16 protein-coding genes are annotated in these 14,647 nt (G+C 62.4%); 7 read left to right on the top strand and 9 right to left on the bottom strand.

Going from position 1 to position 14,647, the window contains the following annotated elements; genetic code table 11:
* Window positions 1-5 precede the first annotated feature (5 nt).
* The 4 genes from AC6H34_RS23725 to fixL form a co-directional block, all read right to left on the bottom strand.
* Entirely contained in the window at window positions 6-704 is a 699-nt protein-coding gene (locus AC6H34_RS23725; RefSeq protein WP_497540430.1) for a helix-turn-helix domain-containing protein, read from the bottom strand.
* 99 nt (window positions 705-803) lie between these two features.
* Window positions 804-1,211, bottom strand: a complete 408-nt coding sequence (locus tag AC6H34_RS23730) for a response regulator transcription factor (RefSeq protein ID WP_497540431.1) — start codon at window positions 1,209-1,211, stop codon at window positions 804-806.
* A 289-nt stretch (window positions 1,212-1,500) separates the two neighbouring features.
* Entirely contained in the window at window positions 1,501-2,118 is a 618-nt protein-coding gene (fixJ, locus tag AC6H34_RS23735) for a response regulator FixJ (RefSeq protein WP_497540432.1), read from the bottom strand.
* Window positions 2,108-3,643 carry a sensor protein FixL gene (gene fixL / locus AC6H34_RS23740; RefSeq protein WP_497541271.1) on the bottom strand — a complete coding sequence of 512 codons (1,536 nt, stop codon included), beginning with the start codon at window positions 3,641-3,643 and terminating at the stop codon, window positions 2,108-2,110. Before fixL ends, fixJ begins: the two co-directional genes overlap by 11 nt.
* Before the next feature lie 246 nt (window positions 3,644-3,889).
* Here fixL and AC6H34_RS23745 point away from each other — a divergent pair, with 246 nt between their 5' ends.
* Window positions 3,890-5,455 carry a bifunctional aminoglycoside phosphotransferase/ATP-binding protein gene (locus tag AC6H34_RS23745; RefSeq protein WP_497540433.1) on the top strand — a complete coding sequence of 522 codons (1,566 nt, stop codon included), beginning with the start codon at window positions 3,890-3,892 and terminating at the stop codon, window positions 5,453-5,455.
* A 76-nt stretch (window positions 5,456-5,531) separates the two neighbouring features.
* Here AC6H34_RS23745 and AC6H34_RS23750 read toward each other — a convergent pair whose 3' ends face one another.
* Entirely contained in the window at window positions 5,532-5,789 is a 258-nt protein-coding gene (locus tag AC6H34_RS23750) for a hypothetical protein (protein ID WP_448147415.1), read from the bottom strand.
* 185 nt (window positions 5,790-5,974) lie between these two features.
* Window positions 5,975-6,202 carry a hypothetical protein gene (locus AC6H34_RS23755; RefSeq protein ID WP_448147416.1) on the bottom strand — a complete coding sequence of 76 codons (228 nt, stop codon included), beginning with the start codon at window positions 6,200-6,202 and terminating at the stop codon, window positions 5,975-5,977.
* Between the two features lie 304 nt (window positions 6,203-6,506).
* Between AC6H34_RS23755 and scpC the strand changes: the two genes are divergently transcribed.
* The 4 genes from scpC to AC6H34_RS23775 all read left to right on the top strand — a co-directional run bounded on the left by scpC (window position 6,507) and on the right by AC6H34_RS23775 (window position 10,252).
* The gene (gene scpC, locus AC6H34_RS23760) at window positions 6,507-8,042 is read left to right on the top strand and encodes a succinyl-CoA:acetate CoA-transferase ScpC (RefSeq protein WP_497541272.1); all 1,536 of its coding nucleotides are present in this window, start codon (window positions 6,507-6,509) and stop codon (window positions 8,040-8,042) included.
* Window positions 8,043-8,169: 127 nt separating this feature from the next.
* A complete protein-coding gene (locus AC6H34_RS23765) occupies window positions 8,170-9,009 on the top strand; it encodes an ABC transporter ATP-binding protein (protein WP_497540434.1) in 840 nt (279 codons plus the stop codon).
* The gene (locus AC6H34_RS23770) at window positions 8,969-9,796 is read left to right on the top strand and encodes an ABC transporter permease (RefSeq protein WP_497540435.1); all 828 of its coding nucleotides are present in this window, start codon (window positions 8,969-8,971) and stop codon (window positions 9,794-9,796) included. The genes AC6H34_RS23765 and AC6H34_RS23770 overlap by 41 nt, the downstream gene beginning before the upstream one ends.
* A 57-nt stretch (window positions 9,797-9,853) precedes the next feature.
* The gene (locus AC6H34_RS23775; protein WP_448147420.1) at window positions 9,854-10,252 is read left to right on the top strand and encodes a translational machinery protein; all 399 of its coding nucleotides are present in this window, start codon (window positions 9,854-9,856) and stop codon (window positions 10,250-10,252) included.
* 112 nt (window positions 10,253-10,364) lie between these two features.
* Here AC6H34_RS23775 and AC6H34_RS23780 read toward each other — a convergent pair whose 3' ends face one another.
* The 3 genes from AC6H34_RS23780 to AC6H34_RS23790 all read right to left on the bottom strand — a co-directional run bounded on the left by AC6H34_RS23780 (window position 10,365) and on the right by AC6H34_RS23790 (window position 13,106).
* Window positions 10,365-11,297, bottom strand: a complete 933-nt coding sequence (locus tag AC6H34_RS23780) for an ABC transporter transmembrane domain-containing protein (protein ID WP_448147421.1) — start codon at window positions 11,295-11,297, stop codon at window positions 10,365-10,367.
* Between the two features lie 161 nt (window positions 11,298-11,458).
* Window positions 11,459-12,532: an alcohol dehydrogenase AdhP gene (gene adhP, locus AC6H34_RS23785; RefSeq protein WP_448147422.1), complete on the bottom strand. Its 1,074-nt coding sequence runs from the start codon at window positions 12,530-12,532 to the stop codon at window positions 11,459-11,461.
* A 91-nt stretch (window positions 12,533-12,623) separates the two neighbouring features.
* On the bottom strand, window positions 12,624-13,106 hold the full coding sequence (locus tag AC6H34_RS23790) for a hypothetical protein (RefSeq protein WP_448147423.1): 483 nt from the start codon (window positions 13,104-13,106) through the stop codon (window positions 12,624-12,626).
* A gap of 148 nt (window positions 13,107-13,254) precedes the next feature.
* Between AC6H34_RS23790 and AC6H34_RS23795 the strand changes: the two genes are divergently transcribed.
* Both AC6H34_RS23795 and AC6H34_RS23800 read left to right on the top strand, forming a co-directional pair.
* Window positions 13,255-14,034, top strand: coding sequence for a universal stress protein (locus AC6H34_RS23795; RefSeq protein WP_497540436.1), 780 nt, complete (start codon window positions 13,255-13,257; stop codon window positions 14,032-14,034).
* A 34-nt stretch (window positions 14,035-14,068) separates the two neighbouring features.
* Window positions 14,069-14,620: a nitroreductase family protein gene (locus AC6H34_RS23800; RefSeq protein ID WP_497540437.1), complete on the top strand. Its 552-nt coding sequence runs from the start codon at window positions 14,069-14,071 to the stop codon at window positions 14,618-14,620.
* Window positions 14,621-14,647: the final 27 nt, after the last annotated feature.

Here is a 14,647-nt window from a genome sequence, read left to right on the forward strand (position 1 = left end):
TTTGATCAGGGATTCATGCCCGCAAGCCGCTGACGGTTCCGCAACTTGATCTGGCGAGCGCCGGAAAATCCAAGAACTCCTTCCTGATGGAGTTGCGAGAGCACACGGGAAACGGTTTCGATCGTCAGGCCGAGATAATCGCCGATATCGCGACGGCACATCGGAAGCTCCAGCATACCGGTCACAGTCAGGCGGCGATCCATTTCGAGGAGGAAGGTGGCCACGCGCTCCATCGCCGTCTTGCGGCCCAGCAGAAGCATGTGATCCTCGGCATGGCGAAGTTCCCGCGCCGTCATGGACCAGAGCGCGTTGGCAACCTGCAGATTGCCCTGTGCGGCGGCGTCGAGGCTCTTGCGACGAACGAGGCGCACGGTGGTGTCCACGATGGCATCGGCGGTCATGCGGTGAGTGGTGCCGGCCTCGATGCCGAAGACGTCGCCGGGCAGATGGAAGGCACCGATCTGCCGGCGGCCGTCGTCCAAGAGCTTGCAGGTGCGGACGGCGCCGCTCACCACTTCGTACACATATTCAGCCGGCTCGCCGTCGCCGTAGATCTCTTCATCCTTGCCGTAGGTGAAGGCGGTGCCGATCAGGCCCGGGTAGCTGTTGAAGAAGGAGAGACCGGAGACTGAACCAGCCGACGCCGTCGTGGCGATGGCAGACTTGGTGTCAACAACGGGGGCGACTGCAGCCTGGGAAAACATCTTTGCCATCTCCTGTGTGCGGCGGATGGCGAAGTGGTAGGCCGGTTCGGCGGTTCGTGAAATTGGGGTCGATCCCGTAGGGGCAATCCCCTAGGGGATTCACCGGAGTTGACTCGGCCTTTCGCCGCGAGATTCGGCCATCGCGGCGCGTACATGAGTAACAAGACTCTCGTCCATATGCGGCTTTCGGAGGACATGGCGTACGCCGTCGAGAAGCGCTCTTGCCGGGATCGTTTCATCCGGGAAGCCTGTGATGAGGACGATCGGTGCCAGTTGGCCGCTTGCGCGCAGCTGCCGGACGAGATCCAGGCCGTTCATCGGCGCCATCTTGTAGTCGATGACGAAACAGTCGGGGACCTCGCCGGGTTGACGGTCGAGGCAGTCCGCCCCGTTTGCAAATGTCCTGACCTCGAACCCTTCCGCCTCCAGAAGGAAGCGCAGAGAACCGAGGACATCCGGATCGTCATCGACGATATCGACGATCAATGGTGTAGATGGAGCTGTCATGTTTGTTTTTCTCAGGCACCTGTTTGTGGGACAGACCGGAACGGTGCATTGACGCCCGGCACCCTAACGCTTGCTTCGATGGTTGCCTTTGATGTGGCTCAAGGGCGGATCGCTCCGCATGCCGCCATAGCCAAGCCGCGCCGGTGCATCCCTGAGATGAATGCTTTCGGCGCCCGGCGAGTTCCTCGAAGATGCGGGAAATCCGTTGGTACCGAAGTGCGAGGCCGGATGCGGCTCAATAGAACGGTCGTGAACGAAAGCGACTCGGCAAGCACTCGCGGGGCCGGGTCTATTCGTCGAGCGCACCGGCCCGCATGGCGAGTCTCACCAATTCGGAAATGCTGCCGGCCTGCATCTTGGTCATGACGTTGGCGCGATAGACCTCTACCGTCCGGGGACTGATGTCGTACTCCTTGGCGATGACCTTGTTGGACAGGCCGGCCACCAGCCCCTCCATTACCTGGCGTTCACGCGGACTGAGCGAAGCGAGGCGGCCTACGAGGTCCGCTGCGTCGGCAGCGACCTTCGTCTTCTTCACACTCTGCTCGATCGCCAAGTGAAGAACCTTGATTAACCTCTCGTCTTCAAAGGGTTTTTCAAGGAAATCTATGGCGCCCAGTTTCATCGCCTCGACCGCAAGCGGCACATCGCCATGGCCGGTCATCACGACCACCGGTAGCTTGACGGCTTTGGCCTTCAGCCGCTTCAGCAGCTCGATGCCGTCGATATCGGGCATGCGGATATCGGTCACCACACAGCCGAAGCCGAGGTCGGGCAGGGCTTCCAGGAACTCGGTCGCCGTTTCGAAAGCAGTCACGGAAAAGTTGGCGGTTCCCAGCAGGAATTCGAGCGAGTCCCGCATCGCCGCATCGTCATCGATGATGAAGACCCGGGCATTATGGGGCATCGGGGGTATTCTCCTGAAAATCTGCCGGCTCTACCGCAGCGGCGGAGGCAAGTGAAAATTTGAATGTTGCGCCACCGGCCTCGTTGGCCTCTGCCCACATCTGCCCACCATGCGCCTCGACGATGGTACGGCTGATCGAAAGGCCGACGCCCATGCCGGTCTGCTTTGTGGTGAAGAAAGGCTGGAACAGGCCGGGTTTGACCTCGTCCGCGAATCCATGACCGGTGTCGGCGACCGTAATCTGTATCATGTCATTATCAACCGCCGCATTGGAGACGGTGAGTTCGCGGCGCCCCGATGCCTGCATGGCCTCCAGCGCGTTGCGGAAGAGATTGACTAGGACCTGCTGTATCTGGACACGGTCCGCGAGGACGAGGTCGCAGTCCGGGTCGAGATCGAAGTGCAGCACCACCCCTTGTTCCCGGGCACCCACCAGGCCCAGCGCGCCGGCTTCTTCCACCAGCTTGGCGATGCTCTCGACGCGCTTTTCCGTCTCGCCGCGGGAAACGAAGCTGCGAAGGCGGCGAATGATCTGGCCGGCACGGATCGCCTGTTCCGCGGCACGATCCAGCGCGGCCTCGATTTTGTCGGCATTGGGCTGCCTGCTTGCCTCAAGCAGGCGGCGCGACCCCTTCAGATAGTTGCTGATGGCCGCCAGCGGCTGGTTGAGCTCATGAGCGAGCGCCGACGCCATCTCGCCCATGGCGCTGAGGCGCGAGATGTGCACGAGCTCCGATTGCAACTCGACCAGACGCGCCTGTGTCTGCTGTTGCTCGGTAAGATCGCGTACGAAGCCCGTGAAATAGCGCCGCCCGCTGGACCGCATTTCGCCGACCGACAGGTGCATCGGAAAGGTCGAGCCATCCTGGCGCCTTCCAGTCACGATGCGGCCGATGCCGATGATGTGCCGATGACCGGTCCGCTGGTAGCGCGACAGGTAGCTGTCGTGACGCGAGCGGTCCGGTTCCGGCATCAGAACGCTAACATTCATGCCGATCGCGGCAGCCTCCGGATAGCCGAACAGCCGCTCGGCGGCGCGGCTGAAGAACTGGATGATGCCGGCCTCGTCGATGACGATCATGGCATCGGGCACCGTATCCAGGATCGACCTCAAATGCTCCTCGCGAGTGCGCAGGGCTTCCTCGAGGCGCTTCTCTTCGTCGATGTCCAGGATGATGCCGCTCAAGCGCAGCGCGTTGCCGGCCTGGTCACGAATGACTCCCGCGCGCAGGCGCAGCCAGTGGCTTGTGTTGGAATGCGTGCGTACTCGGCACTTGACGTCGAGCTCCGACCCCGTTGCGATGGTTCGCTGCAAGGCTTCGATCGTGGACGCGCTGTCCTGGGGATCGAGGAGGGACAGGAACCTGTCGTAGTCGAGCACGTCATCCGCTGGCAGCCCGAAAAGCTCGCGCGTGGCGAGCGATACACTCAGGGTGCGGGTGCGAAAATCGAAATCCCACATGCCCACGCCCGTGCCTTCCAGGCCGGCTCTGATGACCTCGCCTTGCAAGACGCGACTCTCCATCCTTGGTTGCGCTTCTCTCACATCCGCTTTGCCGGTTGTGGAATCAGTCAATCCGAATGCCTCAGAAGGGTTATAGCCGTACGAACGCGAAGGTCTCCAGCGCTCCTTCTCTCCAGTGAAGAATTCTCTTGAGGCGATATCGGCGCAAACTTGAGCTGGATCAATACCGGACAGCCGACGTTCCTTTCTTATGCGTAAAGTGCTTTGCAACGGAATGGGGAGTCCATGCTTGACCGCAATCCTGGCGTGACGCGGAAAGCTCCGGCCATCTCGCATGTCGTCGAGGCACAGGACGAAGCGATTGCCTTCCTCTCCGATCCGGCGACCCATGGCTCCTCGGAGCCTGTTCAGCGCATCGATACCCATGGCGCGATCGTGTTCCTGACCGGCGAACGGGCCTTCAAGCTCAAGCGTGCCGTACGCTATCCCTTCATGGATCTCTCCGATGCGGACAAGCGGCGCGAGGCCTGCCAGAAGGAGATCTCGGTCAACAAGGCCTTCGCACCGCAGATCTATCTCGATGCCGTTCCCATCACACGGTGGGGCGCGGGGCTTCAGTTCGGCGGGGAGGGGAAGGTCGTCGATTGGATCGTCCGAATGCGGCGCTTCGATGAGAACCAGACCCTCGATCGTCTCGCGGAAACCGGCGAACTCGCGCCGGAACTGCTCGCCGCCGCGACGCAGACCGTGCTGTCATCCCACCGCCGGGCGCCGACACGCGATGGGCTGGACGCTACCAACGGCCTTCGGCGCTACATCCAGCAGAACGACGAGGCTTTGCGGGAAAATCCGGATTTGTTCGAGACGGACGCCGTCTCCGCATTGACCCGCGCGAGCGAGGCGGCTTTCGAGGCCAGTCGCGACCTGTTGATCGAGCGTGGCCGATCCGGCTTCGTGCGGCGTTGCCACGGCGACCTGCATCTTCGCAACATCGCCCTGATCGACGGCCGGCCGACATTGTTCGATGCGATCGAATTCGACGAGGCAATCGCTACCTGCGACGTGCTCTATGATTTGGCTTTCCTGCTCATGGACCTGTGGGATCGTGGAATGGAGCGGGCTGCGAACGCGATTCTCAATCGTTACCTATGGGATGCTGGCGAGGAGGCTCATCTCGTGGGCCTGAAGGCCCTGCCGCTGTTCCTGAGCATTCGGGCTGCGCTACGCGCCAAGATTTCCGCCTCCGCCGCCTTGATGCAACCTGCCGACAAGGTGGCAGCTATGGAAGAGGAGGCGAGGCGCTATTTCCGGCTTGCCCTGCTGTTCCTCAGTCCCTCCGAACCGGAACTCGTCGCTGTGGGCGGCTTGTCCGGCACGGGAAAGAGCACGCTCGCCGCTGCCGTCGCATCGTCGGTCGGCCGGGCACCGGGTGCCGTCGTCCTGCGCAGCGATGTCGAGCGCAAGCACCTTGCCGGCGTCGCGGAAACCGAGAGATTGCCGGCTTGCGCCTATACCTCCGTGCGTAGCGCCGCCGTCTATGAAGCACTGAACCGCAAAGCCCGCCTGGCACTCGATGCCGGCAGCAGCGTAATCCTGGATGCCGTTCACGCGCGGCCCTTCGAGCGGGATACCGCGGAAACCACTGCGCGGCGGACCGGGGCAAGATTCACGGGTTTGTGGCTGGAGGCCTCGGTGCCGGTGATGGTCGAGCGGGTCGCCAATCGTCGGGGCGATGCCTCCGATGCCGATCCATCCGTGGTGCTGGCGCAGGGGAGCTACGAACTGGGCCGGATTTCCTGGCACAGGCTGCGTGCTGATGTGCCGAGGGAGAAGCTCGTCGCGGAGGCTCTCTCCGTCATCGAGACTCGGTAGCGCATGGAGAAGACCCCGACATTAAAAAAGATCGGGGACCTCTACAACGCCGAAGAGCGGCAGAAGCCCCTGGGACTCAGCCCGCAATGTTTTCGAAATCGAGGATCGTACCGCCATTCCTGAAGAAGGCCCCCGGCTTCAGCTTGACCGGTTTCACGCCACTCATGAGAATCTCGAACCAAGTCGGATCGTAGACGGCGGAAGGATCGTGCAGGATGCCGTTGCGAAGTGTCTTCACGGCTTCCGCCGGCGACCAGGAGAAGGCGTCATAGGGCACGTCGCGAACGGTCAGATGCGCCCACCAGCATTCCGGTTCATAGGTTTCGTCCTTCATAGCCAACTCCTCTGGGATCAGGACACGAAGCCAATGTCCTCGACCGGCAACCGGCCCTGTCGCTGCCTTATTCGCCCTGCGGAGGGGCCGGCGCGTTGATCTGTCTCAACGAGGGGAAGATATGCCGGGAGTCGGGGCGTGTATGCGAGTGCATACCAGCGGCAATCCCCATGCGCCGGAGTATATTATACGATTGTATATCCATGTTGGTGGGAATCGTAGATGAGGCTCTGGTTGGTAACCAGGCGGACCTCCAGAAGCGGGCGACCCTCACGATAGATCTGCATGGGCACGCCTATGACCAAAGGGTGTCGGCGCAGGATCGTATCCCAGATCGTCGGAAAATCGGTTCCCTGTCCGGCGGCGGCGATGCATTGCAGCAGCAGCCCGCCCGAAGTCTTGTCCCTGTTCATTCTCTGGACCAGTCTACGCAAGAGTTTGAGCGCGACACGATCGGGGGCGAATGGGCAGGGCCTCTTTTAATATGATTGTCGTTTCGAGGACCGCACATTCTCGGTTCGCGCCTAGCATTACCAAATTTACCTATGGTCACCTTGCGGCACATTGATCTGGATCAAAGCGCTCGGGGTGGTTGTCGCGGTCGAACGAGATTGCCCGCTACGAGAGTTTGATCGTCGTCAAGGTGGACTTTCGGTGGCCGTGCTTTGGCTGGGGGGAGTTGCCGGCCGAGCGCCGGGAGACACGGGACGGATCGCCATGGGAGAGGGACGGATGAGGACAAGCGGCGGACGGATGGGCTGCGCCAGGCTGCGTGATAAACTCATGAGTGCCGAGGAGGCGGCCGCGCTGATCCCGTCGGGCAGCACCATCGGCATGAGCGGCTTCACCGGCTCTGGCTATCCGAAGAGCGTTCCCGTGGCGCTGGCAGCCCGCATCGAGGCCGAGCATGCGGCCGGCAATCCATTCCGCGTACGTGTATGGACGGGTGCTTCGACGGGACCGGAACTCGATGGAGCCCTGGCCAAGGCCAACGGCATCGAATTCCGTCTGCCCTACAACTCCGATCCGATCGCCCGCGAGAAGATCAATCGTGGAGAAATGGAGTATTTCGATCTCCATCTGAGCCAGGTTGCCCCCATGGCATGGCAAGGTTTCCTCGGCCCTCTGGACGTTGCGGTCGTCGAAGTGACGGCCATACGACCGGATGGTTCGCTCGTGCCCTCATCGTCCGTGGGCAACAACAAGACATGGCTGGACCGGGCCAGCAAGGTGATCCTGGAGGTCAATTCCTGGCAGAGCGACGCCCTGGAGGGCATGCACGACATCTACTACGGCACGGCACTTCCGCCGCATCGGGTACCCATCCCCCTGCTGCGGCCCGACGATCGCATAGGCGAACGCTATCTGCGCTGCGATCAGGACAAGGTCATTGCCGTCGTCGAGACCCATGCGCCGGATCGCAACCTGCCCTTTGCCGCACCCGACGCCGTGGCGGAAGCTATCGCCGGCCACCTGCTGACATTCTTCCGGCATGAGGTCGCCAAGGGACGTCTTCCGCCCTCGCTGCTGCCGATCCAGTCGGGCGTCGGCAACATCGCCAATGCGGTACTCGGCGGCCTGCTTGATGGTCCCTTCGACGACATGACCGCTTATACCGAGGTCATCCAGGACGGCATGCTGGACCTGCTGTCCGCCGGCAAACTGCGCATGGCGTCGGCCACGGCCTTTTCGCTCAGCCCGGAAGCGGCGGAGCGCCTCAATGCGGATATGCCCCGTTTCGCCGGCAAGATGATTCTGCGCCCCCAGGAGATCAGCAACCATCCCGAACTGATCCGGCGTCTGGGCTGCATCGCCATGAACGGCATGATCGAGGCGGATATCTACGGCAACGTCAATTCCACCCACATCATGGGATCGCGCATTCAGAATGGCATCGGCGGCTCGGGCGATTTCGCGCGCAACGGCTATGTCTCGATCTTCATGACCCATTCCACCGCCAAGAATGGCCGGATATCCGCGATCGTCCCCCAGGCCAGCCATGTGGATCACATCACACAGGACGTGCAGGTGATCGTCACCGAACAGGGCCTGGCGGACTTGCGCGGATTGTCTCCGAAGCAGCGAGCCAAGGCGATCATCGAGAATTGCGCCCATCCGGACTACCGGCCGGCCCTGGCCGATTATTTCCGCCGCGCTCGCGAGCATTCCTATGGACAGCAATCGCCTTCGCTCCTCAACGAAGCACTGTCCTGGCACCAACGGTTCGTGGAGACGGGGTCGATGCAGTCTTGATGGGAGACGCAAACCGTCAGAGGCGGCTCGCTTTGTCCTGAATCAAAACGCTGTCGAGGGTGGTCGGTAGAGTGGGCTGCGGGTGAGGGCGGGTGCTTCTTCGGAGGCAGAATCGGAAAGGCCACTCATGGACCATCTTCGGACAGCGACCGACATGTCGGCGCGGGTGCCCGCTCCTCTCTTGAGCATCGAGGGATTGAGCAAGGCATTCGGTACGCACAGGGTCGTCGACGACGTCCGGCTGGAGATCGCAGCCGGAGAGATCTTCGGGCTCATCGGCCCCAATGGGGCGGGAAAGTCGACATTGATCAAGATGTTGACCACCTTGCTGCCTCCAACCAGCGGTACGGCTCGTATCGCTGGATACGACATCATGCGCGATTCAAGGGCCGTCCGGGCGCTTATCGGCTACGTGCCCCAGCTCCTTTCCGCCGATGGTGCTCTGACGGGACGCGAGAACCTACTCCTGTCGTCGCGGCTCTATCTCATACCGGGCGCGGAACGGGGGACACGCATGGCCGAAGCCCTGGCGATGACGGGCTTGGCGGAAGCCGCGGACAGGCAGGCTCAGCACTACTCGGGAGGCATGCTTCGCAGGCTCGAAATTGCACAGAGCACGCTGCATCGGCCGCTGCTGCTCATCATGGACGAGCCGACGGTAGGCCTCGACCCCGTGGCGAGGGACGCGATCTGGGATCATATTCGCAATCTGCGCGAGCGTTTCGGAACGACGATCCTCGTCACGACGCATCTTATGGATGAGGTAGAGGCCCTGTGCGATCGCATAGGCGTCCTGCATCGGGGCCGGCTCGAGAAGGTCGGTTCGGCGGAATCCTTGAAAGCAGAGATAGGTCCTGGCGCGACGCTCGATGACGTCTTCACCAGGATCGCCGGCGGCGACATTGAACAAGGAGGAGACTATGGCAATGTCCGCCAGTCACGGCTCAGCGCCCGCGCGCACGGCTAGCCCGGTCTCGGGCGGGATCTCCGGATATGCCACGCAGGTCTATGCCGTTACCGCCGCGGAGATGAGCAAGCTGCGGCGTGATCCCAGCGAGTTGTTCACCCGCGCCATCCAGCCGGCCCTCTGGCTTCTGCTCTTCGGCGAGGTGATGGCGCAGGTCCGCGGGCTGACATCGGGGGAGGGGCGCTATATCGATTTCCTGGCGCCCGGCATCCTGGCCCAAAGCGTTCTGTTCGCGGCGATCTTCTACGGGATTGCAGCGATCTGGGAACGGGATCTCGGCGTGCTTCATCGCTATATGGTGAGCCCCGCTCCCCGGACGGCACTCGTCCTGGGCAAGGCGATCTCCGCCGGCATGCGCGGCCTCTCACAGGCTGTCGTCGTCTACCTCCTGTCCTTTGCGCTCGGCATCTCCCTCAATCTTCATCCTCTGGCGCTGATCGCCGTTGCCGCAATGATAACGCTGGGGTCGGCCCTGTTCTCGACCTTCTCGCTCATCATGGCCTGCATCGTGAAGACGCGGGACCGCTTCATGGGGATCGGGCAGGTTCTCACGATGCCGATCTTCTTCGCCAGCAACGCCATCTATCCGGTCGAACTGATGCCATCTTGGCTGCGCGTGATCTCACTTGCCAATCCGCTGACCTACGAAGTGGACGCCCTGCGGGCGTTGATGCTCGAGGGCGGCGCCAGCAAGTTCGGCCTCGGGACGGACTGCGCGGTGCTGATAGCCGTGTCGCTCGTCCTCATGGCCGTTGCCGCCCGTCTTTATCCCAGGCTGACATCTTGAGGAAAAAAGCTGGGCACCCAACAATCCGCCAATTCACCCCAACGAAAGGAACATGACATGTCCGATTTCTATCATGCGATCGTGTGGCTCGATCATCGAGAGGCGAGGATCATCCATTTCGGTCGAGAGGGCATGGAGGAGCAGGTGATCCATCCCAAGGATCCTCCGCATCAGATCCATCACAAGGCCGGCAGCATCGGTGCGGGCAAGAGCCAGGACGACAAGGACTTTCTCGCGGAGACCGTGAAAGCCGTCGGCGATGCCGGGGCGGTGGTCATCACGGGGCCGGCCGATGCCAAGCATCAGTTGGCCGGCTATATCGACCAGCACGTCCCGTCTCTCGCGAGCCGCATTGCCGCCGTGGAGACTCTGGACCATCCCACCGACAGGGAACTGCTCGCCATCGCGCGCAAGCATTTCCGCACCGATCATCAGGTCCTGCCGCGTTCCCATTGACGGCTCGCCCGGGCGGGACGATCCGCGGCCGGCTTTCCGCTTCGCATGTCCGGAACGGCGGCGTGTCCCTTCCGGCAAGAAGACGGCCTGGCGGGCTAGCCGCCGCCAGCCGTCAGTCGGCCTGGATCGCTCCGATGCGGGCGGCATCGCGCACAAGCGCGTATTTGACGCGAGTGGCCTGGAGATCGCGGTACCAGGTGACCAGGTCGCCCCAGGGATCATTGATCTTCGATAGCCCCGACAGGAAGGCGACCACCGTGCCGATCTCTGTCTGGCCCGTGACCACGAAATAACCTCCCAAAGCCAGTATGGAGGCCGTGCCCGACTGGGTCATCAGGTTCATCAGGAAATTCATGGAGAACTTGAGCTTGTAGATACCCATGTTCTTGCCAAAAATGGCCTGGATGCGGGCATGTTGCTCGCCGTTCTTGTCCGTGGCGCCGCCGGCGCTGACAATGGTGCCGCTCATCTCGCGCAATATGGCGATCCGGTCCTGCACGCGCCTGTTGATCGCCGACTGCATCAGCGGCACGAAACCGATCTGCGGGAAGAACACGAAGATGACCACGAGCGCCATTAGCGGCTGCAGGTAGAGGAGGTATCCCGTCACTGAAAGCAGAACGCCAGCCTGCAGCACCGGTTCGGACAAGCTCTCGCCGACGAAGCCACCGATGGGATCGGCCTCATCCAGCACGATGGAGAGTTGGATCCCCTCGGCCGCGCTGGAGAAGACAGGGGTTTCCTTGCGCCGGACGGTCGCGAAGACTGCCAGGCGAAGGGAACGTACCGCTGCTTCCCCGATCCAGTTTCGGTAGACGTTGAGAGCAAGCTTTACCAGCCCCTCGGTGACCACGATCGCAAGATAGATCCCGGCAAGCACGAGGATGGGCGCATAGTGCCCGCCCCGGAAGGCATCGTCGACGATCCGCCTTTGGACCTCGATGGAAGAGGTGCCGATGGCGAAGAGCAGGATCGAAAGCAACGTTACCAGGATCTGGTGGGATCCGCTGATCCGCCAAATGAATCCGTACAAACTCTGCGGCACTCGCGCCTCGCGCTTTACGCCGCCCGATCATCCCGACGATCGGGCAGAAGCCATTGCAACGCCGCCTTGGCAGCGATCAAGGCCAAGATGGCCCAGGCCAGGAAGGCACGCCGGCGCCGAGCGGGATGCAATGGCATTGGGAAACTCCGGTCGGAGATCGGTCAATTCGCTGCCGTTTCGAGATGCGGGACTGACTGCGCCAGTGACGCGGCCATGTCGAGCACCATGCGTCCTTCGATGCGGCCGGCCTTCAGGTCCGCGAAGATGCGGTTGATGTCGCTCAATGGCGCTTTGGTGATCTCGGCGTGCACCTTGCCCTCCGCCGCGAAACGTATCGCCTCGTCGAGATCCCGGCGCGTCCCGACGATGGAACCACGGACCGTGATGCGCTTGAGCACCACATCGAAGATTGGCGTGGCGAACTCGCCGGGCGGCAGGCCGACCAGACTCACGGTGCCGCGCCGCCGCACCATCCGCAGGGCCTGGGAGAAGGCGGGGGGAGAGACCGCGGTCACCAGGATGCCGTGAGCCCCGCCGCCCGTCGCCGCCAGGACCTGTTCGACGGCATCGTTGGAGCGGGCATCGACGGCGATATCGGCACCCGCCGTCCGAGCCAGGGCAAGTTTCTCAGGCGCGATGTCCAGCGCGACGACGTGCAGGCCCATCGCCTTGGCGTACTGGATGGCGACGTGGCCAAGCCCCCCGATACCGGAGATGGCGACCCATTCGCCCGGGCGTGCCTCGGTTTCCTTCAGTCCCTTGTAGGTCGTGACGCCGGCGCACAGGATCGGCGCCATGCTCGCGAAGTCGACATTGGCGGGCAGCCTGGCGGCGAAGGGGGCGGAGGCTATGACATATTCCGCGAAGCCGCCGTCGCAACTGTAGCCGGTGTCATGCTGATGCTCGCACAGGGTTTCCCACCCGGTCTCGCAATATTCGCAACGCATGCAGGCGTCATGCAGCCAGGCCACGCCCACGGGATCGCCCAACTTGAAATCGGTTATGCCGGGACCTAGCTCGGCGACGATGCCCGTTACCTCGTGACCGGGAATAAAGGGGGGCCTGGGCTTGACGGGCCAGTCGCCATCGGCGGCGTGGAGGTCGGTATGGCATACGCCGCATGCCATGACCTTGACCAGAAGCTCGCCCGGACCGGGCACTGGAACAGGTACGTCCTCAATCCGGAGGGGTTGGCCGAAGGCATGGACGACGGCGGCTTTCATCATTCTCGACATCGCAGGATCTCCCTTTTGATGCGGATGATGCTAGGTGTCCCGCGGCCGCCCGCCTTGATGGAGATCAACCGTTGTCGCCTTAACCGGCCATTCACGGCTGACTGCCGTAATCCTCGTTGGTAAAGGGGGCGGATGTGGGAGTCTGAATGCGGATGAAACCGACGTTGCCAGCGGCATGGCAGCCATTGCATGCCGCCGTCAACGTGGTGTAGGCACGCGTAAACTTCTCCGCATCCCTGTTCTTGGCGCCCTGCCGCATGTCGGCCAGAGGCTGATTGATCGCCTTGATATAGGGCACCGGTATATTAACGTAGAGCAGCGCCGCCCGATTGAGATCGGACTGGATCTGGCCCACCTGGTAGTCCGCCAGATCCCAGGCGCCTGTCTTGCCGGCGTACCAGAGTTTCAGGTGACGCAGCTGTATCAGGCTCATGATCTCGCCGAGACTGGGCATCGCCAGCCGAGCCGTGTCCTCTGTCTGGGGTGGATAGGGCTCGGCGAACGGCACATCGCCGCTCGAGGCCGGGAGAGCGGCCATCAGTGAAAACAACGCACCAAGAACAAGGGGCCTCATCGTAACGCCTTTCCTGAAGGGGCAAGCGGTCTAATCCGCCGTCACGACTAGATCGCCCTGGCCGCCTCCCGGCCTTGATGCACATCAAGGCTCGCAGCCCCGGCGGATGCAAAGTTCGCCGTCAGCATTGCACCCGAGCGAGGACGCCATGGCCTACAAGGATATCGTCGTCTATCTGGATCCGACATCCGACACGGATGACCGGTTGAAACTCGCCATTTCGATGGCTCACACACATGGTGCCCGCCTCATCGGCGTCGATGCCTGTTCTCAGGCGGCGTTCGACGGGCCGTGGCGCGATCGTGCGACGGGCCTGCAGGACCAGTTCGACGAGGCCGTCCGCCGCGATGGCATCAGTGGCGAATTCCATACGGAAACCGGCTCGCGCAACGGCGATTTTCATCCCTATGCGCATTACGCCGACCTGATCATCGCATCCCAGCCCCTCTTCGAGGCTCGTGATCTCGTCGCGCAGGCGATCCCCGAGGACATCCTGCTGACGGCCGGTGTGCCGATGCTGCTCCTGCCCTATAAATGGCAATACCAGCCGATCGGAAAGAAGGTGGTGATCGCCTGGAACGCCAGCCGCGAGGCGACGCGCGCCGTGCACGATGCCATGCCGATCCTTCGTGCCGCGGAAGGGGTGACCATCTTTACTTTTTCCTCTTTGAAGAACTCCCCACAGCAGGAGCAGGACCGACTGATCGCCCATCTCCGGCGCCATGGTGTTTCGGCGCAGGCCACGAGCTGGCAGAGCGACGACGATATTTCGCCTGTCGAGGCCCTGTTCGCCTCTCTCGATACGGTGGATGCCGACCTTGTCGTTGCGGGTGCCTACGGGCATTCGCCGGCGCTCGAGAAGTGGCTGGGCGGTGCCAGCCGGGAATTGTCGGAGACGCCGGCAATTCCCGTGCTGATGTCGCATTGAGAGGCCTGTCGCAACGCTGGAGAGGAGGATCAAAATGGATGTGATGGAAGCACTGCGCACGCGGCACGCGGTTCGGGAGTATATCGGCGCCCCGGTAGACCGGTCGGTGCTCCAGGAACTCATCGAGGCTGCCGCGCTTGCCCCCAGCGCCATGAACCGCCAGCCCTGGGCATTCGCGGTGGTCGAGGGAAGCGCCCGCCTTCATGCTTTGTCGGCTGAGGTCCGTCATTATGCGCTGGAACATCTGCCTCCTGATACTCCGCTTGCCCGTCATCTGGCAGATGCCCATGACGATGTCTTTCACGGAGCGGCCGCTCTCGTGGTGGTCTGCGCGCTGGATGGCGAAAGGCAATCGACGGAAGACTGCTGTCTTGCAGGCGAAGCCCTCCTGCTCGCGGCCCATGGGAGGGGGCTGGGATCATGCTGGATAGGCGTGGCCCGTCCGTGGCTGAATGAGCCTTCCGTAAAGGCGCGGCTTGGAATTTCCGCCGATCTGACACCCGTGGCACCGATCATCATAGGTCACCGCCGCTCCTTCCCTGGACCGACCCCTCGCAGATCTGCACGCATCACATGGTGCCAGTGAGCCTGAACGAGATCGAGGCGGCAGAAA

The sequence above is a fragment of the Labrys sp. ALF-8 genome, assembly GCF_059699065.1.

Bases quoted from the DNA above. Each gene is read 5' to 3' on its own strand.
- AC6H34_RS23725 (WP_497540430.1), bottom strand. From the start codon at position 704: ATGTTTTCCCAGGCTGCAGTCGCCCCCGTTGTTGACACCAAGTCTGCC.
- AC6H34_RS23730 (WP_497540431.1), bottom strand. From the start codon at position 1,211: ATGACAGCTCCATCTACACCATTGATCGTCGATATCGTCGATGACGAT.
- fixJ (WP_497540432.1), bottom strand. From the start codon at position 2,118: ATGCCCCATAATGCCCGGGTCTTCATCATCGATGACGATGCGGCGATG.
- fixL (WP_497541271.1), bottom strand. From the start codon at position 3,643: ATGGAGAGTCGCGTCTTGCAAGGCGAGGTCATCAGAGCCGGCCTGGAA.
- AC6H34_RS23750 (WP_448147415.1), bottom strand. From the start codon at position 5,789: ATGAAGGACGAAACCTATGAACCGGAATGCTGGTGGGCGCATCTGACC.
- AC6H34_RS23755 (WP_448147416.1), bottom strand. From the start codon at position 6,202: ATGAACAGGGACAAGACTTCGGGCGGGCTGCTGCTGCAATGCATCGCC.
- scpC (WP_497541272.1), top strand. From the start codon at position 6,507: ATGGGAGAGGGACGGATGAGGACAAGCGGCGGACGGATGGGCTGCGCC.
- AC6H34_RS23765 (WP_497540434.1), top strand. From the start codon at position 8,170: ATGGACCATCTTCGGACAGCGACCGACATGTCGGCGCGGGTGCCCGCT.
- AC6H34_RS23770 (WP_497540435.1), top strand. From the start codon at position 8,969: ATGTCCGCCAGTCACGGCTCAGCGCCCGCGCGCACGGCTAGCCCGGTC.
- AC6H34_RS23775 (WP_448147420.1), top strand. From the start codon at position 9,854: ATGTCCGATTTCTATCATGCGATCGTGTGGCTCGATCATCGAGAGGCG.
- adhP (WP_448147422.1), bottom strand. From the start codon at position 12,532: ATGTCGAGAATGATGAAAGCCGCCGTCGTCCATGCCTTCGGCCAACCC.
- AC6H34_RS23790 (WP_448147423.1), bottom strand. From the start codon at position 13,106: ATGAGGCCCCTTGTTCTTGGTGCGTTGTTTTCACTGATGGCCGCTCTC.
- AC6H34_RS23795 (WP_497540436.1), top strand. From the start codon at position 13,255: ATGGCCTACAAGGATATCGTCGTCTATCTGGATCCGACATCCGACACG.
- AC6H34_RS23800 (WP_497540437.1), top strand. From the start codon at position 14,069: ATGGATGTGATGGAAGCACTGCGCACGCGGCACGCGGTTCGGGAGTAT.